Source organism: Shewanella putrefaciens (genome assembly GCF_016406325.1).
Classification (GTDB): domain Bacteria; phylum Pseudomonadota; class Gammaproteobacteria; order Enterobacterales; family Shewanellaceae; genus Shewanella; species Shewanella putrefaciens.
The window spans coordinates 3,592,387-3,617,566 of sequence record NZ_CP066370.1; the positions used below are offsets into that span (position 1 = coordinate 3,592,387).

Annotated in this window: 24 protein-coding genes and 1 other RNA gene; 9 read left to right on the forward strand and 16 right to left on the reverse strand. The window is 45.4% G+C overall.

Translation table 11 applies throughout. The annotated features are described in order from the left end of the window. Positions 1-10: 10 nt before the first annotated feature. Positions 11-889: a hypothetical protein gene (locus JEZ96_RS15990; protein ID WP_025007532.1), complete on the reverse strand. Its 879-nt coding sequence runs from the start codon at positions 887-889 to the stop codon at positions 11-13. Positions 890-1,638: 749 nt separating this feature from the next. Here JEZ96_RS15990 and JEZ96_RS15995 point away from each other — a divergent pair. Next, entirely contained in the window at positions 1,639-2,061 is a 423-nt protein-coding gene (locus tag JEZ96_RS15995; protein WP_229781388.1) for an Imm26 family immunity protein, read from the forward strand. Between the two features lie 193 nt (positions 2,062-2,254). Beyond that, positions 2,255-2,476: a hypothetical protein gene (locus JEZ96_RS16000; RefSeq protein ID WP_025007530.1), complete on the forward strand. Its 222-nt coding sequence runs from the start codon at positions 2,255-2,257 to the stop codon at positions 2,474-2,476. On the opposite strand, the gene gcvP is transcribed toward JEZ96_RS16000, so the two are convergent. The 6 genes from gcvP to JEZ96_RS16030 form a co-directional block, all read right to left on the reverse strand. Further along, positions 2,477-5,365: an aminomethyl-transferring glycine dehydrogenase gene (gene gcvP / locus JEZ96_RS16005; protein ID WP_061783121.1), complete on the reverse strand. Its 2,889-nt coding sequence runs from the start codon at positions 5,363-5,365 to the stop codon at positions 2,477-2,479. It lies immediately after the preceding gene. 122 nt (positions 5,366-5,487) lie between these two features. Then, positions 5,488-5,877, reverse strand: a complete 390-nt coding sequence (gene gcvH / locus JEZ96_RS16010) for a glycine cleavage system protein GcvH (protein WP_011788112.1) — start codon at positions 5,875-5,877, stop codon at positions 5,488-5,490. A gap of 25 nt (positions 5,878-5,902) precedes the next feature. Next, the gene (gene gcvT / locus JEZ96_RS16015) at positions 5,903-6,997 is read right to left on the reverse strand and encodes a glycine cleavage system aminomethyltransferase GcvT (RefSeq protein WP_014611318.1); all 1,095 of its coding nucleotides are present in this window, start codon (positions 6,995-6,997) and stop codon (positions 5,903-5,905) included. A gap of 254 nt (positions 6,998-7,251) precedes the next feature. Further along, the gene (locus JEZ96_RS16020; protein WP_025007529.1) at positions 7,252-8,475 is read right to left on the reverse strand and encodes an FAD-dependent monooxygenase; all 1,224 of its coding nucleotides are present in this window, start codon (positions 8,473-8,475) and stop codon (positions 7,252-7,254) included. A gap of 42 nt (positions 8,476-8,517) precedes the next feature. Next, on the reverse strand, positions 8,518-9,756 hold the full coding sequence (gene ubiH, locus JEZ96_RS16025) for a 2-octaprenyl-6-methoxyphenyl hydroxylase (protein WP_025007528.1): 1,239 nt from the start codon (positions 9,754-9,756) through the stop codon (positions 8,518-8,520). A 123-nt stretch (positions 9,757-9,879) separates the two neighbouring features. Continuing rightward, entirely contained in the window at positions 9,880-10,455 is a 576-nt protein-coding gene (locus JEZ96_RS16030) for a UPF0149 family protein (protein WP_014611321.1), read from the reverse strand. Between the two features lie 227 nt (positions 10,456-10,682). Between JEZ96_RS16030 and JEZ96_RS16035 the strand changes: the two genes are divergently transcribed. The 3 genes from JEZ96_RS16035 to JEZ96_RS16045 all read left to right on the forward strand — a co-directional run bounded on the left by JEZ96_RS16035 (position 10,683) and on the right by JEZ96_RS16045 (position 11,950). Then, positions 10,683-10,985 carry a cell division protein ZapA gene (locus JEZ96_RS16035; RefSeq protein WP_011788107.1) on the forward strand — a complete coding sequence of 101 codons (303 nt, stop codon included), beginning with the start codon at positions 10,683-10,685 and terminating at the stop codon, positions 10,983-10,985. Between the two features lie 115 nt (positions 10,986-11,100). Next, positions 11,101-11,281: non-coding RNA, 6S RNA (gene ssrS / locus JEZ96_RS16040), on the forward strand. 9 nt (positions 11,282-11,290) lie between these two features. Continuing rightward, the gene (locus JEZ96_RS16045) at positions 11,291-11,950 is read left to right on the forward strand and encodes a 5-formyltetrahydrofolate cyclo-ligase (protein WP_025007527.1); all 660 of its coding nucleotides are present in this window, start codon (positions 11,291-11,293) and stop codon (positions 11,948-11,950) included. 94 nt (positions 11,951-12,044) lie between these two features. Here JEZ96_RS16045 and folM read toward each other — a convergent pair whose 3' ends face one another. Continuing rightward, the gene (folM, locus tag JEZ96_RS16050) at positions 12,045-12,764 is read right to left on the reverse strand and encodes a dihydromonapterin reductase (RefSeq protein ID WP_011919955.1); all 720 of its coding nucleotides are present in this window, start codon (positions 12,762-12,764) and stop codon (positions 12,045-12,047) included. Positions 12,765-13,031: 267 nt separating this feature from the next. Between folM and JEZ96_RS16055 the strand changes: the two genes are divergently transcribed. Continuing rightward, positions 13,032-13,430, forward strand: a complete 399-nt coding sequence (locus JEZ96_RS16055) for a thiol-disulfide oxidoreductase DCC family protein (protein ID WP_014611324.1) — start codon at positions 13,032-13,034, stop codon at positions 13,428-13,430. Positions 13,431-13,521: 91 nt separating this feature from the next. On the opposite strand, the gene mdh is transcribed toward JEZ96_RS16055, so the two are convergent. Next, complete coding sequence (gene mdh, locus JEZ96_RS16060) at positions 13,522-14,457, reverse strand: malate dehydrogenase (protein ID WP_011788103.1); 936 nt, start codon at positions 14,455-14,457, stop codon at positions 13,522-13,524. 283 nt (positions 14,458-14,740) lie between these two features. Here mdh and argR point away from each other — a divergent pair, with 283 nt between their 5' ends. Beyond that, entirely contained in the window at positions 14,741-15,211 is a 471-nt protein-coding gene (gene argR, locus JEZ96_RS16065; RefSeq protein WP_011788102.1) for a transcriptional regulator ArgR, read from the forward strand. Positions 15,212-15,342: 131 nt separating this feature from the next. On the opposite strand, the gene JEZ96_RS16070 is transcribed toward argR, so the two are convergent. Continuing rightward, positions 15,343-15,975 (reverse strand): NAD(P)-dependent oxidoreductase, encoded by a 633-nt coding sequence (locus JEZ96_RS16070; protein ID WP_128090244.1) that lies wholly within the window; start codon positions 15,973-15,975, stop codon positions 15,343-15,345. A 106-nt stretch (positions 15,976-16,081) separates the two neighbouring features. On the opposite strand from JEZ96_RS16070, the gene JEZ96_RS16075 reads away from it, so the two are divergent. Continuing rightward, positions 16,082-16,990 carry a LysR family transcriptional regulator gene (locus JEZ96_RS16075; protein ID WP_014611326.1) on the forward strand — a complete coding sequence of 303 codons (909 nt, stop codon included), beginning with the start codon at positions 16,082-16,084 and terminating at the stop codon, positions 16,988-16,990. A 72-nt stretch (positions 16,991-17,062) separates the two neighbouring features. On the opposite strand, the gene JEZ96_RS16080 is transcribed toward JEZ96_RS16075, so the two are convergent. From JEZ96_RS16080 to JEZ96_RS16100, 5 genes are all read right to left on the reverse strand, one after another. After that, on the reverse strand, positions 17,063-17,998 hold the full coding sequence (locus tag JEZ96_RS16080; RefSeq protein ID WP_011788099.1) for a Dyp-type peroxidase: 936 nt from the start codon (positions 17,996-17,998) through the stop codon (positions 17,063-17,065). Between the two features lie 246 nt (positions 17,999-18,244). Beyond that, a complete protein-coding gene (ggt, locus tag JEZ96_RS16085; protein WP_011788098.1) occupies positions 18,245-19,957 on the reverse strand; it encodes a gamma-glutamyltransferase in 1,713 nt (570 codons plus the stop codon). 175 nt (positions 19,958-20,132) lie between these two features. Next, on the reverse strand, positions 20,133-21,182 hold the full coding sequence (locus JEZ96_RS16090; RefSeq protein ID WP_014611328.1) for an ABC transporter ATP-binding protein: 1,050 nt from the start codon (positions 21,180-21,182) through the stop codon (positions 20,133-20,135). Continuing rightward, positions 21,179-22,813, reverse strand: a complete 1,635-nt coding sequence (locus JEZ96_RS16095; protein WP_025007526.1) for an ABC transporter permease — start codon at positions 22,811-22,813, stop codon at positions 21,179-21,181. Before JEZ96_RS16095 ends, JEZ96_RS16090 begins: the two co-directional genes overlap by 4 nt. Positions 22,814-22,890: 77 nt before the next feature. Further along, complete coding sequence (locus JEZ96_RS16100) at positions 22,891-23,898, reverse strand: Fe(3+) ABC transporter substrate-binding protein (protein ID WP_025007525.1); 1,008 nt, start codon at positions 23,896-23,898, stop codon at positions 22,891-22,893. Between the two features lie 215 nt (positions 23,899-24,113). On the opposite strand from JEZ96_RS16100, the gene JEZ96_RS16105 reads away from it, so the two are divergent. Next, a complete protein-coding gene (locus tag JEZ96_RS16105) occupies positions 24,114-24,530 on the forward strand; it encodes a hypothetical protein (RefSeq protein ID WP_011788094.1) in 417 nt (138 codons plus the stop codon). A gap of 11 nt (positions 24,531-24,541) precedes the next feature. On the opposite strand, the gene JEZ96_RS16110 is transcribed toward JEZ96_RS16105, so the two are convergent. Beyond that, positions 24,542-25,138, reverse strand: coding sequence for a glutathione S-transferase N-terminal domain-containing protein (locus JEZ96_RS16110; protein WP_025007524.1), 597 nt, complete (start codon positions 25,136-25,138; stop codon positions 24,542-24,544). Positions 25,139-25,180: the final 42 nt, after the last annotated feature.

Below are 25,180 nucleotides of genomic sequence, written 5' to 3' on the forward strand. Positions count from 1 at the left end.
TATTGAAAATTCAAAATTTTAATGACTCAATACCTTTCACAGCTGATTCTAAAAGTTTCCTATACTCTGTATAACAACGTCTAGCTTTATCGAACTCAACTAAATTAGCTGCAAGTACACTCTTTAAATTTAATGGAGCTATTCCACCAAACCCATAACTAACATCCAACTCTCCTGGAACATCTACAAAATCATAACTGCCATCGTCATTTTCTTTGAGAATTTGTTTCTGAACTAAACTACGCGACCACAGGTGCGTGTGTCCAAATTCAAAACATGGTGAAATTGAATGAGCACTTAAATTTCTATAATTTGAAGTTTTATTAACATAATCTGCCGAGTTTACTTCACGCAATCTCATTAAAAAATCACTTGAATTTTCCCATACGCTTACCATTTTCTGTAGACGACTCTCCTTCTGTACTCGATTCAAATATTTAAACTTTCCCTCCGAAGTATTTGGCTCTCCCTCTAGGCGATCCTTGTATTTTATCTCACTTTTCAATCGTATTTGATGAAACGACGCTGTTGCTACAGAAGTGAATACATCACGAATTGAAGCAGGCATAAGTAAACATTCATATGCTATGTAATCAAGAAATTCGCTTCTAATTTCCCATGCATCCATTTCTTCATAGTTATTTAAAACTAATTCCAAAGCATTCCATCGCCAAAGAGATGCATGCCAACGATTAATAAGATTCGTTAATTCCTGCAGATGGTTTTCGACCATAGAAAAATCAAACCTTTTCATATTATTTACTAAGAAATCAAAATCATAGTCCAATAGATTTTCAGTAGGAGTCAATGATGATTCATAAAAGTGTATGAGATATTGATTGAATGCATCTTGAAGTAGTTGAGAATGCACCTTTTGTTCTTCATACATAAAGCAATCCATATAGTTATAAGGATGGTCAATATATTTGGCCAAATAATAGTAAATACTATGTACCATTAATAATTTTTGTTCAACTAACTCATGATAAATATATCAGGATAAACTTGCTACCGAACAACAGGACAAGCATTACTCATCATTCAATGGTTACACCAAATACAGCATTGTTGCACCAGTGACCTTCTAAAACATGGATGTTTTAGTAGAGCCTACAGGATGACTAATGTTTACATCATGGGCGGCGTGTCACTGGTGTAACTTATATAAGAGAATGCAAAAGCCTACGGCAGGCAATAAAAAAGCGAACCGCTAAGGGTTCGCTTTTACATGTTCATAATTGCGTTGCTGGCGAAGCTAATTCTAGGCGTATTGAAAGCTTTATCGTAGCTTGCTGCTTCCCTAAAACAGGCACTGCACGACTCTCGAAGGTGGCACCCAACACAGCATTGTTGCACCAGTGACCTTCTAAAACATGGATGTTTTAGTAGAGCTTACAGGGATGTATTTACAGCGAGTCACTGGTGTAACAGTGCGAGAGCCTGCGGCAGGCAATTGGGAAATGCCTTTGCCAAAAGCCATGATAAAGCTATTTCGCAGCACTAAACTCAGCAGAAATAAAATTCAAATCATTAAAGGTGGACGGCAAAATTTAACCCTTCTAAAGTAGAAAGTTGTGATTGAGGTGATAAGATACTGGATGATGCTCTTTCTATTCTAAGAGGTAAAAGATTGTGAAAATGAGATATCAAGAAGGTGATATTTTTATTATTCCTACAGAGGGTAAATTTGCCATCTGCCAAATTGTTTTTGCCCCAAAAGGGAAGTTTAAGCAAGTCATAGGTTTCTGCGTCCTATTTCTACAGGATAATAAAGTTTTTAAAAGTGATGACGTACTTCGCCCTCTTCCTATCATGGATATGGGGAAAGAGATGAAAGTTATATTTACTGGGAATCAAAATGTAAAAAATGGTTCTTGGGAGATAATTGGACATGCAGACCTGACCGAAGATAAAGACGAGTTAAGGATCTTTAATTACTCAGGAGGGCTATATAAGGGAGAGGAAGAAATTAAACGAATCCCTGTCTCTGAGTATAATAACTATACCTCAATGGAGGTGTATGGTTTCGAGCTTGTTAATAGCTTATTGGCAAACCTGTAACACCTCCGTTTTATCAGCCAGCGTCTCGTATTTGGGGAATGTCAGAACAAGCATAACTCTGTACTAAACCGTTACACCAGAACAGGCATTGTTGCACCAGTGACCTTCTAACACATGGGAGCCTACAAAGACGCTAATATTTAAATCTTAGGCGGCGTGTCACAGGTGTAGCTCATACAAGAGCGTCAAGAGCATGCAGAATCCTGCAGCAGGCAATAAAAAAGCGACCTTTCGGTCGCTTTTTTATGCTTCAAATTCGCTGAAGCCGAAGAATAATAATGGCGTTACTGCCGACGATAAGGCAAGGAAGCCGATGCTTTTCGCCACGGAGTTGACTGGTGTCAAACTCTCTATTTCGAGCTATGCGAAAGCCTCATTCAACGCCGAATTATCTAGGCCAAGTAGCCATTATTAATTATTCGTAGTCTGATAATGGTGCACAACTACACATCAAATTACGGTCGCCGTAAACATCATCAATACGATTCACGGTTGGCCAGAACTTGTTAGTGCGTACTGCGGCACTTGGGAACACGGCCACTTCGCGGCTGTATGGACGCGTATCGAACTCTGGATCCATAATATCAGCCATAGTGTGCGGTGCGTTGTGCAGCGGGTTGTTGTCCGCTGGCCATTCGCCCGATTCCACTTTGGCAATTTCGGCGCGGATTGACACCATAGCGTCGATGAAACGATCGAGTTCCACCTTAGACTCAGATTCCGTCGGCTCAATCATCAGGGTTCCCGCAACTGGGAAGCTCATGGTTGGCGCGTGGAAACCGTAGTCGTTCAGACGCTTAGCGATATCCATTTCGGTCACGCCAGAGGCTTCTTTGATTGGACGCAGGTCGATAATACATTCGTGCGCGACGCGATCGTTACGGCCACGGAACAGTACTGGGTAGTGTTCTGACAGCTTTTTCATCACATAGTTAGCATTTAACAGCGCGGTTTGGGTCGATTTTTTAAGACCGTTTGAACCGAGCAGCTTAATGTACATCCAGCTAATTGGCAGAATGCCAGCGCTACCGTAAGGTGCGGCTGATACTGCACCGTTGTTATCGCTTTCGCGGCCCGGTTTAACTACAACGTGACCGGCTACAAACGGCGCTAAGTGTGATTTCACGCCGATTGGGCCCATACCTGGACCACCGCCGCCGTGTGGAATAGCGAAGGTTTTGTGCAGGTTAAGGTGTGATACGTCGGCACCGATAAAGCCTGGAGAGGTTAAGCCGACCTGTGCGTTCATATTGGCGCCGTCTAAGTACACTTGACCACCGTGCTGATGCACTATATTGCAGATTTCGCGGATAGACTCTTCATACACACCGTGGGTCGATGGGTAAGTGATCATGATGCAAGACAGGTTTTCAGCCACTTCGGCAGCTTTCGTCTTCAGATCTTCTAAATCGACGTTACCTTGCTTATCGCACGCCGTCACCACCACTTGCATACCGGCTAATTGCGCCGATGCAGGGTTAGTACCGTGGGCAGATTGCGGGATTAAACAGATGTTTCTGTGCGCATCGCCACGTGACTCATGGTATTTCTTGATAGCTAACAAGCCAGCGTATTCACCTTGAGCGCCAGAGTTAGGTTGGATACACACGGCATCGTAACCCGTTACATTCACCAGCCATGAAGACAGTTCTTCGATCAGTTGAGTGTAACCTTTGGCTTGATCCAGTGGGCAGAAGGGGTGCATGTTGGCAAATTCTGGCCAGCTTACGGGGATCATTTCAACCGCTGCGTTTAACTTCATGGTGCATGAGCCCAATGAAATCATCGAGTAGTTCAGTGCTAAGTCTTTACTTTCGAGACGCTTGATATAACGCATCATCTCGGTTTCGCTTTGGTAGCGATTAAAGGTTGGGTGGCTTAAAATCGCATCTTGGCGCACGAGTGCAGCAGGAATCGATTGGCTACCTTGGGCGACGATTTGCGCGTCTAACGCGGCAACATCTAAACCATGGCCGGCACCTAAAATTACATCGAACAGGGCGTCGATATCGGTGCGCAGTGTCGTTTCATCTAAGCTCACGCCCACAGTGCCATCGGCATCAAAACGTAGGTTCATTTCAGCGGCCAGTGCGCGCGCATTCACGGCAGCAACATCTAAGCCTTTGATGCTGAGGGTATCGAACCAAGTGCTGTTGACTAAGCTCACACCCTTCGCTTGTAAACCGGCCGCTAAAATATCGGCGAAACGGTGAATACGTGAAGCGATAGTTTTCAGGCCATCAGGGCCGTGGAATACGGCGTAGAAAGACGCCATGTTCGCTAACAGAATTTGTGCAGTACAAATATTTGAGTTGGCTTTTTCGCGGCGGATATGTTGCTCGCGAGTTTGCATCGCCATACGCAGTGCACGGTTACCACGGGCGTCTTTTGACACACCAATGATACGGCCAGGCATAGAGCGTTTATGTTCGTCACGGGCCACGAAGAAGGCAGCGTGTGGACCACCAAAGCCCATTGGCACGCCAAAACGCTGCGCACTACCGAATACCACATCGGCGCCCATAGCGCCCGGTGATTTCAGTAACACTAACGACATGATGTCAGCAGCCACAGTTACAATCACATTCTTGGCGCGCAATTCGGCGAATAATTCAGTGAAGTCAGTGATTTGACCGAAACGGTTAGTATATTGGAACAAGGCACCAAACAGCTCATGGTTAACGGCCTCAGATGCAGGGCCTACCACCACTTCAAAACCAAAACACTCAGCGCGGGTTTTTACTACGTCTAAGGTTTGCGGGAACACATCATCGGCAACGAAGAAGATATTGGCTTTTTTCGCTTTAGAAACTCGCTTGGCCAGCGCCATCGCTTCGGCCGCAGCAGTTGCTTCGTCAAGCAGTGACGCTGAAGCCAAATCTAATCCGGTTAAATCCATCGACACTTGTTGGAAGTTTAGAATGGCTTCTAAACGGCCTTGGGCGATCTCTGGCTGATAGGGCGTGTAAGCCGTGTACCAACCTGGATTTTCTAAGACGTTACGCAAAATCAAATTCGGGACTTGGGTACCGTAGTAACCCATACCAATGTAGCTTTTGAAGACTTGATTTTGTTTCGCTAAACCACGAATGTAAGCAATACCTTCGGCTTCGCCGCAGGAATCACCAATGCTCAACTCTTGGCTTAAACGGATCGACTCAGGCACGATTTGCGCGGTCAAATCATCCAGTGACTCGGCACCAACATAGTTCAGCATGGCTTGCTGTTGACTGCTATCAGGGCCGATATGACGACGTAGGAATAAATCATGCTGTTCTAACTGAGTGAGGGTTTGCTTGGTCATGTTAAACCTTGTTCCAGATTTGCCGTAACTCAGGACTGTAGGGTACTGATTAACGGGCTATTGTTATGTCAAACTTGTGCTAAAACAAACGAAGCCCCTAAGGGCTTCGTTAGCATCGACGATTATTCTTCGTCGATAACAGCTTGGTAACCTTCTGCATCGAGCAGTGCGTCAACTTCTGTTTCATCAGAAGGCATTACGCGGAAGAACCAGCCTTCGCCGTAAGCGTCGCTGTTAACGAGTTCTGGAGAATCTTCCAGCGCTTCGTTCACGGCAATCACTTCGCCAGAAATGGGGGCATAAATGTCAGACGCCGCTTTTACTGATTCAGCTACGGCACAGTCATCACCCGCCGTCACAGTGTCGCCCACTTCTGGGAGTTCAACGAAAACCATATCACCTAACAGCTCTTGGGCGTGCTCAGTGATACCAACTGTGTAGCTACCGTCTTCTTCCTTGCGGATCCATTCGTGTGAAGAGGCGTATTTCAGTTCTGTCGGAATATTGCTCATTGTTCTTGGTCCTTGTTCCGTTTTTTTAAAATGCTTGTTTACCGTTGCGCACAAAGTTTGGCGCCACAACTCTAACAGCCACACGTTTTTTACGCATTTCGACTTCTGCCGTATCCCCAATCTGGTTAGGAACACGCGCCATCGCAATAGAATAGCCCAATGTTGGCGAGAAAGTCCCGCTGGTGATCACGCCTTGGTGCTCAACACCCGCTGCATCGGTGAAAAATACTGGCATATCATGGCGTAACACGCCCTTTTCTTCCATCACTAGACCGACTAATTTGTCGGTTCCGGCATCGCGCAGGGCTTCAAGCGCCTTGCGGCCGATAAAGTCACGGTCGGTTGGTTCCCATGCGATGGTCCAGCCCATGTTGGCGGCCAATGGGTTGATGGTTTCGTCCATATCTAGGCCGTAGAGGTTCATACCGGCTTCGAGACGTAATGTATCGCGAGCGCCTAAACCACAAGGTTTAACCCCTTGATCCAACAATGCTTGCCACAAGGCTTGGGCTTCATCTTCTGGGACGATAATCTCGTAGCCCGCTTCACCTGTGTAACCTGTGGTCGCAATAAATAGTGAGCCAGCTTGCTTACCGAAGAATGGCTTCATACCTTCGATGGCGGCGTTTTGGTCTGCGCTGAATACGGCGGCGGCTTTGGCTTTTGCATTCGGGCCTTGAACAGCGATCATCGCCAGTTCAGGGCGCTCAGTCACAGTGATATCAAAACCTTGGGATTGCTTGGCGATCCACGCTAAATCTTTTTCGCGGGTCGCGCTGTTGACGACAACGCGGTAGAAAGTGTCGGTGAGGTAGTACGTAATAAGGTCGTCGATGATGCCGGCATTTTCATCTAACATGCCACTGTATAAGGCTTTACCTGGCACTTTAAGTCTAGCCACATCGTTTGCGAGCAACTTACGCAGGAATGCACACGCGTCGGTTCCGGTTACATCAACCACAGTCATGTGGGAAACGTCGAACATACCTGCATCTTGGCGTACTGCGTGGTGTTCTTCGATTTGGGAACCATAGTTGAGGGGCATATCCCAACCGTGGAAGTCGACCATCTTAGCGTTTGATTCTAAGTGCTTGTTAAACAGAATAGTTTTATTAGCCATTGTTATCCCTTTTGTGCGGCCTTTTTCAGGTCTCTGCCTAGTGTAGGGTGTAGATACTAGGGTCTAAAATGCGGCGAAATTATACCTTGCGTCACAAATTTGTATACAGGATATTTTTCTAATCCGAAGCCAATGTCATTAGATTTTCTCATCTTCAACATGTAATTTTTTTACATGCAAAGACCAGATTTGCGCAGCTTGCAGCCAAATTGCTGATATTGTCAGCAATTCTGATCACATTAGCGCAACCGAGGCTAACGACATAACTTAGGCAGCGACGACTTATTGCCCATGGCCTGTTGCATGAACACTGTTTTCAGCCCAGCGACATTATCAACTAGGTTTAATCCCAAATCGCGAATGGCCTTTTTGACCGGATTTGAACCTTCGAATAGGCGTTTAAAGCCTTCCATCGCCGCAATCATCTCCATCGCATCGGCCTTGCGCCAACGCTCTAACGCACGCAAGTGTGCATAGTCCCCAATATCCTTACCTGCTGTATGTAGCTCACTGACCACTTCGATAATACTCGCCGCATCTAAAAAGCCGAGGTTAACCCCTTGGCCAGCCAGCGGATGAATCGTATGAGCCGCATCGCCTGCTAATAACAGGCGGTGACGGGCAAAATGGCGGGCGTAGCGCATTCGCAATGGGAAGGCTTGGCGCTCACTTTCAAGCTTGCAAATCCCGAGGCGGCCATCGAAGGCGGCGGTTAAGCTACGCTCAAATTGCACTTTGTCCATCGCCAGTAATTCAGTGGCGCGCTCGGGCGGTACCGACCAGACGATGGAGCAGAGATTGTCTTCATACAAAGGTAAAAATGCCAAAGGGCCGTCCTGTAAAAACACTTGGCGGGCGGTGGCAAGGTGCGGTAATTCCGTACGGATAGTTGCAACAATCGCGTGATGACCATAATCCCAAAACGTCAATGGGATCTTGCACTGCTCACGTACCCAAGAGTTGGCGCCATCGGCGGCGATCACCAAGGCTGCACTAACACTTTCGATTTCAGAATCGGCGCTATCGGCTAAGGTCAACCAAGCCTCACGATCACCAAAGGCAATGCGCTCGAGGCGGTGGTTTTGGATATGGGTAATATTGTCAAACTCACTGGCACGTTTGGCGAGGGCAAAGCTAATGGCGTCGTTTTCGATAATCGCGCCGAGGCTAGGCTCACTGATACTACTGGCATCGAAGGCAATTTTGCCAAAACCGTCTTTATCCCACACCGCCATTTTTTGATAAGGCGTGGCACGGTTTGTATCTAAGTATGTCCACGCACCTAAGTGTTCCAATAAGCGTTGACTCGCCTTATTGATGGCACTCACCCGCAAACGCGGTTCGCCGACAACGGCCTGTGTATGGCCCGCATCAATAACGACGACATTTAAATCGGCCTGCGCCAATCCAATCGCGGTGGCGAGTCCCACCATGCCGCCACCCACAATGGCAATGTCATAGGCTTGTGAACTTAACATGGGTACATCCTTTTCGCGTTGCGATACCAGTAAATTGCTGTGTTATTTCCAACCCATCGCTTTTTGAGCGACGGGGGTTTTGAGTGGCGGAAACCAAGACAAGAGCCGTAATCCTAAATTACGCCCAAGGGCCAAGGGCCAGTATTGGTTGGAGAAGCCACGAACTAAAAATTCGATATTACGGATAGTGGTATTTCTGTCGTCCTCGCGGGCATGAAGGTACGCATGGGTCACAGCGGCAGAGCCGATATCCTCCCCCTGTGCTAGCGCCGATTTGACTACCTCAAGCAAGCTGACTACATCCCTTAGCCCTAAGTTAAAGCCTTGCCCTGCAATCGGATGCAGCGTCTGCGCCGCATTGCCGATAAACACACATCTATGGTGGATTGGCCTTGGCATATAAGACAAATTAAGCGGATACGCATGGCGCGCGCTAACATCGATAAACGTGCCCGCACGATAACCAAAGGCCTGTTGCAGCGCCGCTAAAAATTCGGCCTTAGGCACGGTTTGCATCTGCTTAGCCCGCGCATTATCGAGGGCCCATACGAGGGATAAACGCGGTTGGCCTTGGCTATCGCCCATAGGTAGCAGTGCTAAGGGACCTGTCTCGGTAAAACGCTCGTAGGCCCAATGTTTTTGAGGCCTATTGGTTGGCAAATCAGCGGTTTGAATATTGGCAATAATCGCAGTTTGCTCGAACGCCACTTGGGTAATGGGCAGATTAAAACTGCTGCGCACTTTAGATTGTAAACCATCGGCGGCGACCACAAGTTTGGCGTGAATGCGCTCGCCCGTATCAAGCACTAAGGTGTGACCTTCGACTGCGGCTTCTACTTGGTCAAGCTTAGCGGGGCAGTAAAGTTTAACCTCGCTCTTATGTAACTCGTTAAACAGCACTTGGCCGACACGTTCAAGCTCGACTACTTGGCCTAGGGCATCTAAATGAAACTGTGCCGCATTTAACTCTGTCATACCAAAATGGCCGCGATCCGACACATGGATATTTTCAATCGCCGTGCCCAAATGGGCGAGCTTTTGCCATAAACCTAAGCGGGATAATTCAAAGACAGAACCATGGGCAATGGCAATAGAGCGGGCATCGAATCCGGGGTGTTGCTTATCGGGAAGGTGTGCCTCAACTAAGGCAACAGAAAGTGGGGCTGTTGTGTGGGAAAGGCGCGCGAGTGCCAACGCCAAGATTGCCCCCGCCATGGCACCGCCTACAATCGCGATGTCGACGTTTTGAACTGAAGTATCCATGTGATTCGTTACCGTCATGGGGATCTCATTCAAGCTATGGCATGATCCTAAAAAGTAGAACCATGTACTAAAAGGCTGAATCTGCAAATGTTGGGGAAGCGTATCAACCTTTTTACATCAAATTAGTTCACTCGTCAGGCATTAGTGAACAACAGCGGTGTCGTCATCCTCACCGTGCGGGATCTCTGGGCCGAATTCCGAATAACACATAATGGCGGCGATTCGCACAAACTCCAGCAACTCGATATAGGCAGTTTCAGACTCTTCATCATCAACGACATCAAATTCTACTTGGGCTATTTCGGCTAAATCCTTAATCACTTCACGCACTTCAACTGAGGCCTGATTGAGTTTTGGCTGAATAATAGCAATACCCGTTAAGAAACTTTGTGCCCAAAGGGACAGCGCCTCTACACGTTTACTGAGCGGCTCTTCCTCTTCGGGTAGTAAAGGAGTAAAACCAAATTCAAAGTCCACTAAACGCGCAACCGAATCTTGGAATAACTCACACACTAATTGATGTAACTGCGCAGGCAGTGGTTGACCATCGTTCATCAAGTCGAATAAGGGCTTAATCCACATATCGCCGGTTTGCTCTACGCCACCGCAGATTAAACCCACGAGGGCACCGTGAACTTCCACGGGATGCTGACCAATTTCAGCCGCATCTAAGGCTATTTTTAAGCTCTCAATGCGTAACGAAGGAGGGGTAGCCATATCAGATTCCAATAAGAATTTTCCAGCAGCAATGCTAGCAGAGATAAAGACTTGAACCAATACTGAATCCTGTTTATGCCAAAATCACCAGTAGATTTTTGGCAACTGCTCACACAAGCAGCAAACACAACGGTGAATACACAATCCATTTGCAGCTTACCTTGCACTTTTAAGATCAGCCCTATATAGTCCGGCCTATCGATGCCAATAAAAGGATCATCCGCAACATGAGTAATAGTGCAGTTGAAATCACCCTGCTTGGGCGCACCTACTCTATCGCTTGTCCTAAAGGGCAAGAGGATGCCTTGCGTATAGTGGCAACTGGGGTTGAGCAACAGCTTACCTCTCTGAAAAATCGCACTAATAGTTTAAGCCGTGAAGAAATTGCTATTATGGCGGCGCTGAATATTGGACACGAGTTGTTCCAAGAAAAGCAAAAAAATAAAGATTATATGAAACAAATGGATGACCGCATTAGTCTGTTGCAGTCAACCCTCGAGAATGCCTTAGTTGAGCGTTCAACTAAATAGATTTAAACTGTGCAACTTGGTTATTTAGCCACTCAATTTCAGACAAGAGTTGTACAGTGAATAGTTAAACTGACCTATACTCTTAGGGCAATGTTTAACGATTCGATACCGTTTTTGCTCCCTGGGGTGCAGGCCAACTGGTAATGTCCCTGTGCCGATAATTTTGATCTCAGGGTGAATGCTTTACTGACATTGAGCATGCTCGGCTCGTACCGAGAAGCCTTAGGAAGTAATCATTTACCCGCCTTGAACCTACGGTTCAAGGGCTACACCGGTAGCGGCATTCTGGGGAGCATCTTAATTCTATGTCTACATCAGCCAAACTTTCTTATTTCAGCGTCCAAAACAAAACGGCACACCTTGCCGATGATGCTGCAATCCATTTAAAAGCAAGCCGCAATCAGTTACGCAAAACTATCCGAGCAGCCCGTAATGCCCTGTCCGCAACAGAGCAAAACCAAGCAAGCCTCTGTGCCAGCCAGAAAATGCTCGATGAATTGCAGGCTAAAAAAGCACAGCATGTGGCCTTGTATTTAACTCACGATGGCGAACTTGCTACACCACCGTTGATCCATGCACTATGGCAATTGGGCATAAACACCTATCTCCCAAGGCTGCATCCCTTTAATGCCGGACAATTGTTATTCTTGCATTACACCGCAGATACCCTGATGCAACCCAATCAATTCGGCATCTTAGAACCTAAGTTAGATGTGCGCGCCATTATCCCCGTGACAGCGCTAGATGTGGTTATCACGCCCTTAGTGGCTTTTGATTTAATGGGAAATCGTATGGGCATGGGCGGCGGCTATTACGATAGGACGCTGGCAAACTGGCAGCTTAAAGGTAAACCTTTGCCTATGGGTTACGCCCATGATTGTCAGCAAGTTGCGAGTTTGCCCTGCGAGCATTGGGATGTACCTTTACCTATTATCATCACCCCAAGTCGCGTGCTGACGTTTTAAAAAAGAAGGTGCTAGGTGCTAGGTGCTAGGTGCTAGGTGCTAGGTGCTAGGTAATTAGATTCTAGGGCCTAGGGCCTAAAATCTAGATTTTTCTTTACCTTAAATGCCGACCACCATCGACATGATGGCTGCGCCCCGTGACATAGCGGCTATTTAGCAGATATTCCACTAAGTCGATAATCTCTTCATTCCCCGCCTCTTTTGGCAGCAGTGCTTTAGCTAAGGTTTTTTGCTGATAGGCTTCATCATCGCCTTGATTAAATAGGATCATCGCTGGTGCAATCGAATTGACTTTCACTTCGGGGGCGAATTTAGCCGCAAAGGACAAAGTTAAATTATGTAGCGCCGCTTTACTGGCGGCATAAGCGATATGTTTAGCACTGCCCTTTTCGGCCACATAGTCGGTGATATGGATGATATCGCTGGCACCAATCTCCTCTTCTGCTCCCGCTTGCAACTGCGATGCTAACGCCAAATTCAATTGATAAGGTACGCTTACGTGCACCTGCATCATCCGCTGTATCACTTCACTGGCAGTAAAGGTTTGACTGCTATCCGCCAACCAATCCGAGGCGTTATGGATAATGGCGCGGATCTTTGGATACTGGCCCAATTGATCAATTAAGCCTTGTACCTGAACATTGTCGTAAAAGTCACATTGAATTAAAGTCGCGCCCAAAACCCGCAGCTTATCAATACTCGGATAATGGCTACGATAGGTGCCAATCACACTATGACCTTGGGCAAGAAGATGTTTGGCTAAGGCGTATCCGATACGCTTACCCACGCCTGTGATGATGATGGGAGATGTCATACTTATCCTTTTGAGTCGTTATTTGTCAGGCTTTACCTTGTTCACTTAAAAATCAGCAATCAAGTTAAACTGATGAATAACCAAGATGTTACTGCAATCATTTGAATTTAACCTAACAAAAAGCCAAATGAGATGCTGATCTGTTCTACAATCGCTTCGATCTAAAACCCTTTATGCTGCGTATAGGGTAGAAGAAAACTGAGCCTTAAGTTCTCAAGCCGAGAACTTAGACCAAGTATTGTGATCACGTCATCAGAGGTAAACCCAATGGAACTGCGGATTTTTTACGATGGTAATTGTCCATTATGTAGCGCCGAAATGCGTCAACTGAAAGCACGCGATCCCAAGAACTTAATTGCGCTAGAGGATTTAAATGCACCCGACTTTAGCGAGCGTTTCAGCCATATCGATAAAGACTTTGCTAATACCATTCTCCATGGCGAAACAGCAACGGGCGAAGTGTTACTCGGGTTAGATGTCACTTGTAAAGCGTGGGCGCTCACAGGCACACGCGCTTGGATCCAGCTATTACGTTTGCCTGTGATCAAACCCATTGCTGATTGGTGCTACCTCAGATTCGCAAAGCACAGATACCGCATCTCCTATTTACTGACGGGCAAAGCCCGCTGCGATGATAACTGCCAAATTCCCACTAAGCGCCGCTGATCGACTGAATTAGCTTGAGAAAGTGTAAAACGTAGGCATAAAAAAACGGAGCGCAATGGCTCCGTTATTCATTCGTCACAATCTAAAAAGATTATTTAACAAAATCAACGCCTAGTTTGATATCGCCTTTCAGCGTATCTAACATAGAATCACGGGCGTTAGCTTCAAATGCACTCACTTCACCGTAAGGCAGTACTTTTTCGATACCGTTTTTGCCTAATAGAACAGGTTGTGCGAAGAATTCAGCGTGTTCGCTGCCACCATCAACGTAGGCACATTCAACGACATTCGCTTCGCCTTGCAGACCACGAACCAGAGACATACCGAAACGGCAAGCCGCTTGGCCCATAGACAGAGTCGCGCTTCCGCCACCGGCTTTAGCTTCAACCACTTCAGTACCCGCGTTTTGAATGCGTTTAGTTAAAGAAGCGACTTCTTCATCGGAGAAAGTCACGCCTTCAACTTGAGACAGTAATGGCAGAATAGTCACACCGCTGTGGCCGCCGATCACGTTGATTTTAACATCAGCAACGTTTAAGCCTTTTAATTCAGCGATGAAAGTTTCAGAACGGATAACGTCCAGAGTGGTCACACCGAATAGACGGTTCTTATCGTAAACACCTGCTTTTTTCATCACTTCAGCAGCGATAGCAACTGTCGTATTCACAGGGTTAGTAATGATACCCACAAGTGCTTTTGGACAAGTCGCAGCCACTTTTTCAATCAGATTGCGAACAATGCCCGCGTTGATATTGAACAGATCTGAACGATCCATACCAGGCTTACGTGCAACACCTGCAGAAATGAGTACAACGTCAGCGCCCACGAGGGCAGGCGTTGGATCTTCACCAGCAAAACCTTTGATCTCAACCGCAGTTGGAATATGGCTCAAGTCAACCGCAACACCCGGAGTCACCGGTGCGATATCGTATAGAGACAGTTTAGAACCCGCAGGCAATTGAGTTTTTAACAGTAGGGCAAGAGCCTGGCCGATACCACCAGCAGCACCAAGTACAGCAACTTTCATAGTTATCTCCGTTATTTCTCGGATATGTGTGACATGGATCTAGTTTCCGTTGGCGTCACATTACTGGAATGTCACAACAATTTCAATTATCCCTTAGTCGTGGGAGAAAAGAATTACGGAATAAAGTAGAACAATCACTCTATTCTATGCATTAAAGTGCGAAACATAAGCATAACCCCACTTAACAAGTGAATTTTTATTCAACCAATCTGGTTATTTGTTGACAATTTTTCTAAAAATATTCAAAATGGGCCTGTTTTTTTGAATAACGAATAATAACATTATGCAAACGACCAAGAATCAGGATGACCTTGTTAGAATTTTTAAGTCGATTTTAAAAGAAGAGCGCTTTGGCTCTCAAAGTGAAATCGTCGCCGCCTTGCAAGCAGAAGGCTTTGGCAACATCAACCAATCAAAAGTATCGCGGATGCTCAGCAAGTTCGGTGCTGTGCGGACTCGTAACGCTAAGCAAGAAATGGTGTATTGCTTACCAGCCGAGTTAGGTGTCCCCACTGCGGGCAGCCCCTTAAAGAATTTGGTACTCGATGTTGACCACAACCAAGCTATGATAGTTGTACGTACCAGTCCGGGTGCTGCACAGTTAATTGCTCGTTTATTGGACTCAATCGGTAAACCTGAAGGGATTTTGGGGACGATTGCTGGTGATGACACTATCTTTATTTGTCCATCGAGTATCCAAGATATCGCCGATACCTTAGAAACGATCAAATCTTTATTCAATTATGCAGAATAAAAAAACAGGTCAGTTCGCTGACCTGTTTTATTTTACCTGTGCATTTTTAAGTACATAACGGTGCAGTTATATGTCTACTGTCCCTATTACGTTACACATTCCAGCACAGTATCTAACTCACCATCGTCATATCAATAAGCCACACTGATGCGTTGGTTTGGGTGAGTGCCCTTTTCAGCCTCATCTACCATGGCTTTGGCGTAATCAGTGACCGAAATACGGCTTTGACCATTGGCATCGGTAAAAAAACTGTCGCCACCAACACGATAGGGGCCCTCACTCTCTCCTGGGTAAATCTCAGCGGCGGGGCTAACAAATGTCCAATTGACCGTTGTATTGGCTTCTCTAAACACCTTTAATGCTTCAACCGCCGCTAATGCTTCGCTCTTGTAAGCTTCGGGAAAATCAGGGGTTGATACTAAAGTTACACCCGGTGCGACTTCTAAACTCCCTGCACCACCCACCCACAATAAACGCGGCACTTTGGCCTTAGGCAATATTGCTAATAAATGAGTGGCTGTTCCCGCCACTATTTCGTGGTTTTGTGCGGTACGGCCACCGATCGCGGCGATCACGACATCCTGATTGGTAAAGCTATCAGCAACAAGTGGCTGATTTAAATCCACGGTACGCACTGCCGCATTCGTTGTTGGTAATTTGCTTGGATCACGAACCAGTGCGGTGACTTCATGCCCTCGGCTTAGTGCTTCTTTTAAAATTGCACCACCAATCCAACCTGTTGCACCTAAAATTGCGATTTTCATTTTGTTACCTTATTCAGATGGTTTACATTGGATTCAGTTTACTTGGGATATTTCACGTGATAAATATCGATAAATGAGCAAGATTGTTTCAGATTGGGATACTAATATGGATAAGATTGCCGCAATACGCAGTTTTGTCGAGGTGGCAAACTGTGGAAGCTTTACTAAGGCCGCCCAACACCTCGACCTAAGTCGACTACAGGTTTCGCGCCATATTCAAGAAATTGAGCAATGGCTCAATTTACGCTTATTACACCGAACGACCCGTAGCGTAAGCCTAACGCTACAGGGTGAAGAGACCTTGCAGTATTGCCAGCGCTTGCTCAGTGAAGTTGCCGCGATGGAGAGCCGTGCACATAGTCATAATACTGAACTTGTTGGAAGCATCAGAATCGCAACCCCCATAGGGCTGGGGCAGCACAGTCTGTTTGATGTTGTCGATCGCTTTATCAAACTACACCCTAAGGTCAATATCCAACTGGCCATGTCAGACAGTTTTGCCCAATTGGTCGATGAACGGGTTGATGTGGCACTGCGATACACCGAACAGCCCGATGAGAATTTGATTGCGCGGCGTTTAATGATGATAGATGCAGTGGTTTGCGCTGCACCAACTTATCTTGCTAATACAAGCCCCTTAAACGAACCAATTGATTTACTAGCACATAATTGCCTTGTCCACACGGCGCAGCACAGTTGGCATTTTCTAAAAGAAAAACAAAGTGAAGTCATCAAAGTCACTGGTAACCTCAAAGCCAACGATATGGGGGTATTGGTTAGCGCAGCACTGAGGGGGCACGGCATTGTACGCCTTCCCTGTGACTTGGCCAATCAGTACCTTGCCAGTGGCCAACTTCAGGAAGTTTTACCCGACTTTACGGCTCCTGGCCAAACCCTGTGGGCCGTCTATTTATCCCGAAGTTATCAGCAGATGTTAGTCAGAGCGTTTATCGATTTCACCGCTCAGCAGTGGCAACTCGATATCAAGAAATGGACACCCGCCCATCTGATTTAAACACAAAAAACGCACTTAATGCTTGAGCATCAGTGCGTTTTATTCGTATTTGCTTAAATCGCGTGAGAAGGCTTATTCGTCAAACTGCAGCATAAAGTCTAATGCGGGCGCGAAGAAAGACGAGCCTGTCATCGCCTTAGTAAAGTGCATTAAGTGATCGTGGTTTCCCTCACCATCACCAAACATCATGCTATGCAGCATTTGTTCAAAATGATTCGGTGTACGGCAGTTAGAAATAAACATTAAACCTTGCTGCTTGAGCGAACCATAAGGCATGCTTTGACGCAGAATTTCCATGGACTGACCATCGTTATATTTAAGATTCACACGTTTGATATGACTCGTTAGCGGCTTGTCTTCCGATTCATATTCAATATTATCTTGCTTAGTACGCCCGATAATATCTTCTTGTTTTTTAACAGGTAATCGATTCCATTTACTCAGATTATGGGCATATTTTTGCACATGAATATAGCTGCCGCCCTTAAACTCAAGATCTTCATCTCCTACAAGTGCCACTTCCTGACGGTGACGACCTTTGGGATTTTCAGTACCGTCAACAAACCCTGTCAAATCGCGGCTATCCATAAATCTAAAACCGCGTTCTTCTTCGACTAATTCCACTAAATCTTCAAACATTTGACTAATTTCGTTGGCAACCAAATGCAAAATATCGTAACGGTCACAGCGAATATGCACGAATAAATCGTATTCGATTGCAGGCGCTTCACGGCTTCCAACTTGCATCGCAGGAAAAGGTTTGAGCATTGCTGGACGCGAATCTGGATATAGGCTATCCCAATAGTTAGCGCCAATAGCCACAAAGCCATTGAATGCACTATCGGAATACTGATCTGTCAGCTCATAAATATACTGCGCGACGTTGGCAATACAGGGACGTAATTGAGACTCAACATTATCATTCGCAGTAAACATCAAATAAATACTATGTAAGTTCCCCTCTGCACACACACCCAACTGTTCACGTGGCATATTTTGGATATCCATCTGGTTATGACCCTTTTTATAAATTCATTTTCGGCAATATTATCCGCAACTTTACCCAAAAATGACATTAAGTAACGCACAGTTTGCTCTGATCTGTTTATGATAATGCCAATAGCGGAGCATTATCCCCCAAGACCCTTAAACATAAAAATTGACGAGACCATTAAAGTCTCGCCAATCAGTTTAATCGAATCAATGAAGTCAGGTTCACTCAGTGTTGAGTTTACCTTAGCATTTATATTAGTGTTAATAGCCTGCGGCGTGACCATCCTTGCGACTCTCAGATGCCGCACGATATACACCCGTTTCGGCATTAAATCCAATGGCTTGATAGCCGCCAAAATCACCAAGACTATCACGCAACACATGGCCTTTCTTAATTAACTCACGGCGGGTTTCTACCGGGAAACCTGATTCCAGACTGACATAACCACCATCATGCATGACTTCACCCGTTGGCTCAGTGGAGCCAGAATGTAAAATTCTGGGAGCATCGCCCGCTTCTTGCAAGTTCATTTTAAAATCAATGAGATTGACTAATATTTGAGCATGCATTTGTGGCTGGGTTGCGCCGCCCATCACACCAAAACTCAGCCAAGGCTTCCCATCTTTAGTCACAAAAGCGGGAATAATGGTTTGGAATGGCCTCTTACCAGGGGCGTATGAATTAAAACGCCCCTCTGTTAAATCAAACATTTGCCCACGATCCTGCAATACAAAACCAAGATCTGGTGGTGTCATCCCAGAGCCCATACCACGGTAATTACTCTGAATGAGTGACACCATATTGCCATCTTTGTCGGCGGTAGTTAGATAAACCGTATCACCATGTTGTAATGCTGGATTTCCAGCATCAACGCTTTTAGCGGCTTTATTAGGATTAATTAACTTAGCGCGATCATAGTTATATTTCTGTGAGATAAGCTCTGTAACGGGGACTTTGTTAAAAGCCATATCTGCATAAAACTTCGCCCTGTCGGCAAAGGCGAGTTTTTTAGCCTCAACAAATAAATGTACGTATTCAGGACTATTAAAGCCCATAGCAGCAACATTAAAGGGCTCCATCGTTTTAAGGATTTGCAGCGCAGCAATACCCTGTCCATTGGGCGGCAATTCCCACACATCGTAACCTCGGTAATTGACCGAAACTGGATCAACCCATTCACTCGTATGACTCGCTAAATCATCATAACTTAAATAGCCACCTTGAGATTTCATATACTTATCTATACTTTTGGCGATATCCCCTTTATAAAAAGCATCGCGCCCATCCTTGGCAATTTTTTCATAAGTATTAGCAAGCGCAGGATTTTTAAAGATTTCCCCTACGGCTGGCATTTTGCCATTTGGCATATAGGTTTCTTTAAAACCGGGGAATTGAGCGAGCTTTTTACCGCTGCCCTCAAGGTAATAGGCAATCAACTCGGAGACAGGGAAACCTTCGCGGGCATAACGAATCGCTGGCGCTAAGTTATCGGCCATTGGTAACTTGCCGAACTTATCGTGCAGTTCGAACCATCCATCCACCGCGCCGGGAACGGATACGGGTAGCGGCCCCAAAGGAGGCAAGTAATCTAATCCGAGGGATTTTAGCTTCTCTAGCGTTAAGGATTTGGGGCTGCGACCAGAGGCATTAAGACCATAGAGACGTTTATCTTTCGCACTCCACACAATTGCAAATAAATCACCACCTACACCTGAACCTGTCGGTTCAACTAACCCTAGCATCGCATTGGCGGCAATAGCCGCATCAACAGCACTACCGCCTTGTTTAAGAATATCGATCGCAACCTGTGTCGCTAAGGGTTGGCTTGTCGCCGCCATCCCTTGGGTTGCATACACTTCAGAACGAGTTGCAAAAGCTTTACCTGTGATCCTATCCATGGCCATCACTCCTGAAGACAATATCGCAGTTGTTACAATAACGAGGGTACAAATTAAATTTATTTTTTTTAGCATAAATCCTCCGAAACCGGAGGTTTAAAGTAACAAGGATGGTTGAAAATATCATCATCCAATACTGCGTAGACCCAAGTTAAACGTAAGCAAAAATGTCTTACTTTCATTGGCTATGTGGTATCAGCATCCAATAAATACTCATTGCTTAAATTGGGTACCCACATTTTAAATATGCTTAAGATTCGAATAGCACTAATGAATGCGGTTCTGTCGTCAATCCTACTTTTTGCCCAATGGTAAGTTGCATCATTTGGCTACGAACCTCCACATAATAGGCATGGGAGGCTTCTTCAACCTTCACCCAATAATGGCAAAAAGTGCCTAAGAAACGTCGCTCCGTAATAGTGCCAACACCCTGTTCATCTGCTGATAATGTCAATTGCTGCGGTCTCAAGAAGATCTGTCCACGATACTCATTCGGAAATGGTAAAGGTGTAAGACTGGTTAAATGCCCTATTGGTGTTGTAACTCTGTGCCCATCGACTACTGAAGCAGGTAAATAATTGCCACTTCCCAAAAAGTCTGCCACATAGCGGCTATTTGGCGTGGCATACACAGCCTCAGCACTGCCATATTGCACGATAACCCCTTGATTAAATATGGCTAAAGTATCAGCAAACACAAACGCCTCATCCTTACTGTGAGTAACAAATACCGCACTGACATTACGTTGTTTTAAGATGCTGCGAATTTCAGCCATCATCTCGTAGCGCACTTGAGCGTCGATATTGGAAAAGGGTTCATCAAGCAGCAATAACTGCGGCTCATAGGCCAGCGCACGAGCAATCGAAACTCGCTGCTGCTGACCACCCGATAATTCATGCGGATAGCGTTTTGCTAAACCGTCAAGTTTAACAAGGCTTAACATATCATCTAAACGTGATTGACGCTGAGCCCCTGATAACTTAGGTACACCGAATAAGATATTTTCTGCTACGGTCAAATGCGGGAAAAGTGCATAGTCTTGGAAAATCATACCAATGCCACGTTGCTCACTAGGCACAAATGTCTTTTGACCACTCACGAGCTTGCCATTAATCAAAATCTCGCCTTGACTGATCGCCTGCAATCCAGCGACAGCCCTTAGCAAAGTCGTTTTTCCACAGCCACTAGGCCCTAACAGTGCAAGAATTTCTCCTTGAGCAAGATCTAAACTTAAGCCTTTGAGCACTTGCTGGCCCTGATAATCACTATGAACTTGGTGAAGGGTGAGCGTACGAGTCATCCGCTGTGTTGCTCCAAAGAACGATTTAAATAAATGAGAGGCACTAAGCCCACGATGACAATCACAATAGCAGCTAGAGCGCCATGTTCCAGTTTTTCATCGGACACAAACTGAAAGACATGAGTTGCAAGATTTTCAAACCCAATCGGCCTTAGCAGCAAAGCGGCTGGCAGTTCCTTCATGCTTTCGATAAAAACCAACAACGCTGCGGCAAAAATCCCCTTTGAGAGCAAGGGTAAATGTACTCGACTGAGTAGTCTTATTGGACTCTGTCCCATTGTTAAACTCACCATATCTAATGATGGTGAGATGCGCTTGTAGCTACTTTCAATGCTCCCGATTGCGATGGCAATAAAGCGCACGCAAAAAGCAAAAACCAAAGCCACTACACTGCCCGTGAGTAGGAGTCCAGGACCTTTGACACCGATATAGTCAGCCAGATCGTTAATTCCAAAATCGAGCAAAGTTAACGGCACTAATACACCGATAGCTAACACAGTACCGGGCAAAGCATAGCCTGTTGATGCTAAACGTGAAGGTAATGTATCACTGCGCCTTGGGCTGATACGACGCACAAACATCAAGAACAAAGCTATCAAACAACAGAGTATGCTGGTGACTAACGCAAGACTAAGGCTATTAAGACTCAATTGCCAAAAACTTGAATCCCAACTTTTTTCAAAATAACCAATAGCATAGGATACTAAAATCCCAAAAGGTAATAAGAACGATAGTAAGAGTACTGTTCCACAAAAAATGAGTGCATACACAGTTTGTTTAGTGGTAAGTCGATATAAATCAGTAGTCTGAATACGTGACTGTTTTTGAAATAGCTGCTGTTTACGGCGCGCAAATCGCTCGAATCCAATGAGCATAAAGATCACCAGTAAAATAATGGCTGACAATTTCGCCGCAGCAGTCAGATTACCGTAGCCGAGCCATGTATCGTATACCGCAGTAGTTAAAGTGGGCACAGCAAAATAGCTTACAGTCGCAAAATCTGCCGCGGTTTCCATCGCGACCAAAGCCACTCCCACGGCGATTGCGGGTCTTGCCATTGGCAAAGAGAGGCGCCAAAAGCTCTGCCATGAAGAACAGCCCATAATACGAGAGGCATGGGCTAAGCTTAGGGACTGCTCCATAAAAGCGGTGCGCGCTAAAAGATAAATATAAGGAAAAAGTACGAGCGACAGCATACAAGCCGCACCGCCTAAGGAACGAATATCAGGAAAAAAGTATTCTTGAGATGAACGCCAATCAAAGAGTAAGCGCAGCCCTCGCTGAACAGGCCCTGCATAGTCGAGTAAATCGGTATATACATAAGCAACAATATAGGCAGGCATAGCCAAAGGCAGTAACAGCGCCCACTGCAAATAACGCCTTCCAATAAATTCGCAGCGAGCCACCAACCAAGCGCAGGGTAAAGCGAGTAAAAGCGCACCCACACTCACCCAAAAAATCAGTAATAAGCTGTTGATGATATAAGTGGGTAACACAGTTGCCATTAAGTGGTCAAACACTGCCTCATCGGGCTGAAATGCTTGAAATATTAAGGCAAAAAGAGGCAATACGAGTAATGCTGCCACGGCATAACCAGCAAGCGACCAGCTTCTGGCTAATCCTAAAATCATGTCAATCCTTAAAAAGTCACAGCGCCAATAAATGGCGCTGGCTTTAATATTAATGCAATGCTTTTAATAACAAGCAACTACAAATCAAACTGTACTTCATCTAACAACTTCACCGCGGCTTGATGATATTCAGCAAGTTTGAAAATAGGCAGTTGATCAACCTTAAACTCTCCCCAAGAAGCCACAAGCGGCGATGGTGCTACATTGGCTTTGACTGGATATTCCATGTTTACATCAGCATAGGCTTTTTGCGCGATATCGGCCGATAAAAACTCCATTAATTTAATCGCGTTTTCTTTATTAGGCGCATGGCGTGTTAATACCATACCTGAAACATTCACATGGGCGCCGCGATTGGCTTGGTTTGGAAAATTAATCACGACAGCTTCCGCTACAGTTTTTTGCTCAGGATCCTGCAACATATTGCCATAGTAATAGCTATTGCCTATCGCAACATCACACAATCCCTCTTTAACAGCGGCAATTTGGCCTCTATCGTTACCCTGTGGCTTACGTGCTAAATTAGTTTTCACACCTTGCAGCCAAGTTTTTGCTTCAGCCTCACCATGATGCGCAATCATTGATGCCACTAACGCAATGTTATATGGATGTTTACCGCTTCGAGTACAAATTTTTCCTTTGTACTTAGGGTCGGCAAGTTCCTCATAGGTTAATTGCTGCGGACCAGCACGATCCTTTGCTGTGTATAGGTTTCTGACTCGCATAGTCAAAGCATACCATTGACCATCTGGATCACGATATTGTGCGGGGATATTGCTTTCGAGTGTGGGCGTTTTAACGGGAGAAGTGAGATCTTTTTCGACTAATTCAACTAGGCGAGAAAAATCAGAGGTCAATACTAAATCAGCAGGAGATAAGCGGCCTTCACGGGCAATGCGCTCTGCAATACCATCTTTCGCAAATACGACATTCACGCCAATGCCAGTTTCCTCAGTAAAACGCGCAAGGATTGGCTCCACTAAAAATGCTTGGCGATAAGAGTAAACCGTTAGTTTTTCATCCGCAAACGCTGATTGCCCAACGGAAATTAACCCAACTAACGCAGCATAAGTTACCAATTTCATTATCTATTTCTCCCCAATATTGTGATATCACTCGCCAGTATTTTTATGCACTTTAATGATAATAGTTATCACTTATTCCAGAGTAATAGATAGTCAACCACAGAGCAATAGCAAGTTTAACTTTTTGTTTTTAATAGATTTAACCTTAAAACTGGCGATTATCTCAAATCAAACTAAACTGAACCTTAATTTGTCAAAATCCATGGGGAACAAATATGTTGACCATACTCCTGCTAGTCGTAGCAACACTGATGTTATTTGGATTAAGCACACTCAAGAGCCGTAAAAAACAGCGAAAATACCGCAGTAAAACGACATCTTATACGGCAGAAAAAGTACCTATAATCCAAGAGCACCGTTTTCATAGTGTTAGCATAGTAAGCAATGGCAGTGGTTGTGAAAAAGTGAATGCGCTATCAGGAAAACGTTTTTTATCCAAAGAAGCCCCTGAACTGCCGATGGAAGAATGCACCCAAGCAAGTTGTCAGTGTCGTTATCAACACCATCAAGATAGGCGTCAAGTTGGCCATGATCGTCGAGTGGATTACGGTGTCACTCGGGAGTTATACGGCGCTTTTGGTGAGCAAAATCGCCGTGACAATCCAAGGGGAAGGCGCGTAACTGATTGCTAAGCCTTTTCAAACTAGTGAGGACGAGTTTCAACGAATGCAGGTAAATCTCGCATGTCACTAAACCAAAGTGCCGTAGCGGGTGCAACTTTTCGCCAATCAAGCTCTGGATGTCTAAAGTCCATATAATCAAGTAGGCAAATTAAGGCTAACTGTGGCGCTTGCACTGTAGCTTGGGTGATTACACTTTGATGCTCCATCTGCATTAAACCGCGGAGCAACGCCTGTTCAAATCGCGATGTCCAAAAGACTGATCTCAAACCTTCATCTTCACGCATTTGCTCTTGACGTAATTTTACCGCGCTATCGATCAATCCTTTTATCATAGAGAACTGGCACTGCAATACCCAATGACTATTGGGCACACCAAACATATGTTGTTCGCCAAGTTCAGCATCCAAATAACGCATAATCACTTCGCTATCATACAGAGGTATACCATCATTCGTGATAAGACACGGGATTTGGCCTAGTGGATTGGCATCAAGCAACTCAGCGGTATTCTCAAAGGGGTTTACAGTAACTTCTTCAATATCCTTAATATTTAAATAACGAATTAGCGTTCTAACGCAGCGGGCATAGGGGGATGCCAGAGAGCACAGCAACTTCATCAAAAATATCCTTCTCTTGTTGGAATCATCATTTACCTTAAA

Bases quoted from the DNA above. Each gene is read 5' to 3' on its own strand.
- gcvH (WP_011788112.1), bottom strand. From the start codon at position 5,877: ATGAGCAATATTCCGACAGAACTGAAATACGCCTCTTCACACGAATGG.
- JEZ96_RS16095 (WP_025007526.1), bottom strand. From the start codon at position 22,813: ATGATTTTAGGATTAGCCAGAAGCTGGTCGCTTGCTGGTTATGCCGTG.
- JEZ96_RS16070 (WP_128090244.1), bottom strand. From the start codon at position 15,975: ATGAAAATCGCAATTTTAGGTGCAACAGGTTGGATTGGTGGTGCAATT.
- JEZ96_RS16075 (WP_014611326.1), top strand. From the start codon at position 16,082: ATGGATAAGATTGCCGCAATACGCAGTTTTGTCGAGGTGGCAAACTGT.
- JEZ96_RS16000 (WP_025007530.1), top strand. From the start codon at position 2,255: ATGCAGAATCCTGCAGCAGGCAATAAAAAAGCGACCTTTCGGTCGCTT.
- gcvT (WP_014611318.1), bottom strand. From the start codon at position 6,997: ATGGCTAATAAAACTATTCTGTTTAACAAGCACTTAGAATCAAACGCT.
- JEZ96_RS16090 (WP_014611328.1), bottom strand. From the start codon at position 21,182: ATGACTCGTACGCTCACCCTTCACCAAGTTCATAGTGATTATCAGGGC.
- JEZ96_RS15995 (WP_229781388.1), top strand. From the start codon at position 1,639: ATGAGATATCAAGAAGGTGATATTTTTATTATTCCTACAGAGGGTAAA.
- ubiH (WP_025007528.1), bottom strand. From the start codon at position 9,756: ATGACGGTAACGAATCACATGGATACTTCAGTTCAAAACGTCGACATC.
- JEZ96_RS16055 (WP_014611324.1), top strand. From the start codon at position 13,032: ATGGAACTGCGGATTTTTTACGATGGTAATTGTCCATTATGTAGCGCC.
- JEZ96_RS16035 (WP_011788107.1), top strand. From the start codon at position 10,683: ATGAGTAATAGTGCAGTTGAAATCACCCTGCTTGGGCGCACCTACTCT.
- JEZ96_RS16105 (WP_011788094.1), top strand. From the start codon at position 24,114: ATGTTGACCATACTCCTGCTAGTCGTAGCAACACTGATGTTATTTGGA.
- JEZ96_RS15990 (WP_025007532.1), bottom strand. From the start codon at position 889: ATGTATGAAGAACAAAAGGTGCATTCTCAACTACTTCAAGATGCATTC.
- JEZ96_RS16100 (WP_025007525.1), bottom strand. From the start codon at position 23,898: ATGAAATTGGTAACTTATGCTGCGTTAGTTGGGTTAATTTCCGTTGGG.
- gcvP (WP_061783121.1), bottom strand. From the start codon at position 5,365: ATGACCAAGCAAACCCTCACTCAGTTAGAACAGCATGATTTATTCCTA.
- JEZ96_RS16080 (WP_011788099.1), bottom strand. From the start codon at position 17,998: ATGGATATCCAAAATATGCCACGTGAACAGTTGGGTGTGTGTGCAGAG.
- argR (WP_011788102.1), top strand. From the start codon at position 14,741: ATGCAAACGACCAAGAATCAGGATGACCTTGTTAGAATTTTTAAGTCG.
- JEZ96_RS16020 (WP_025007529.1), bottom strand. From the start codon at position 8,475: ATGTTAAGTTCACAAGCCTATGACATTGCCATTGTGGGTGGCGGCATG.
- JEZ96_RS16110 (WP_025007524.1), bottom strand. From the start codon at position 25,138: ATGAAGTTGCTGTGCTCTCTGGCATCCCCCTATGCCCGCTGCGTTAGA.
- JEZ96_RS16030 (WP_014611321.1), bottom strand. From the start codon at position 10,455: ATGGCTACCCCTCCTTCGTTACGCATTGAGAGCTTAAAAATAGCCTTA.
- JEZ96_RS16045 (WP_025007527.1), top strand. From the start codon at position 11,291: ATGTCTACATCAGCCAAACTTTCTTATTTCAGCGTCCAAAACAAAACG.
- folM (WP_011919955.1), bottom strand. From the start codon at position 12,764: ATGACATCTCCCATCATCATCACAGGCGTGGGTAAGCGTATCGGATAC.
- mdh (WP_011788103.1), bottom strand. From the start codon at position 14,457: ATGAAAGTTGCTGTACTTGGTGCTGCTGGTGGTATCGGCCAGGCTCTT.
- ggt (WP_011788098.1), bottom strand. From the start codon at position 19,957: ATGCTAAAAAAAATAAATTTAATTTGTACCCTCGTTATTGTAACAACT.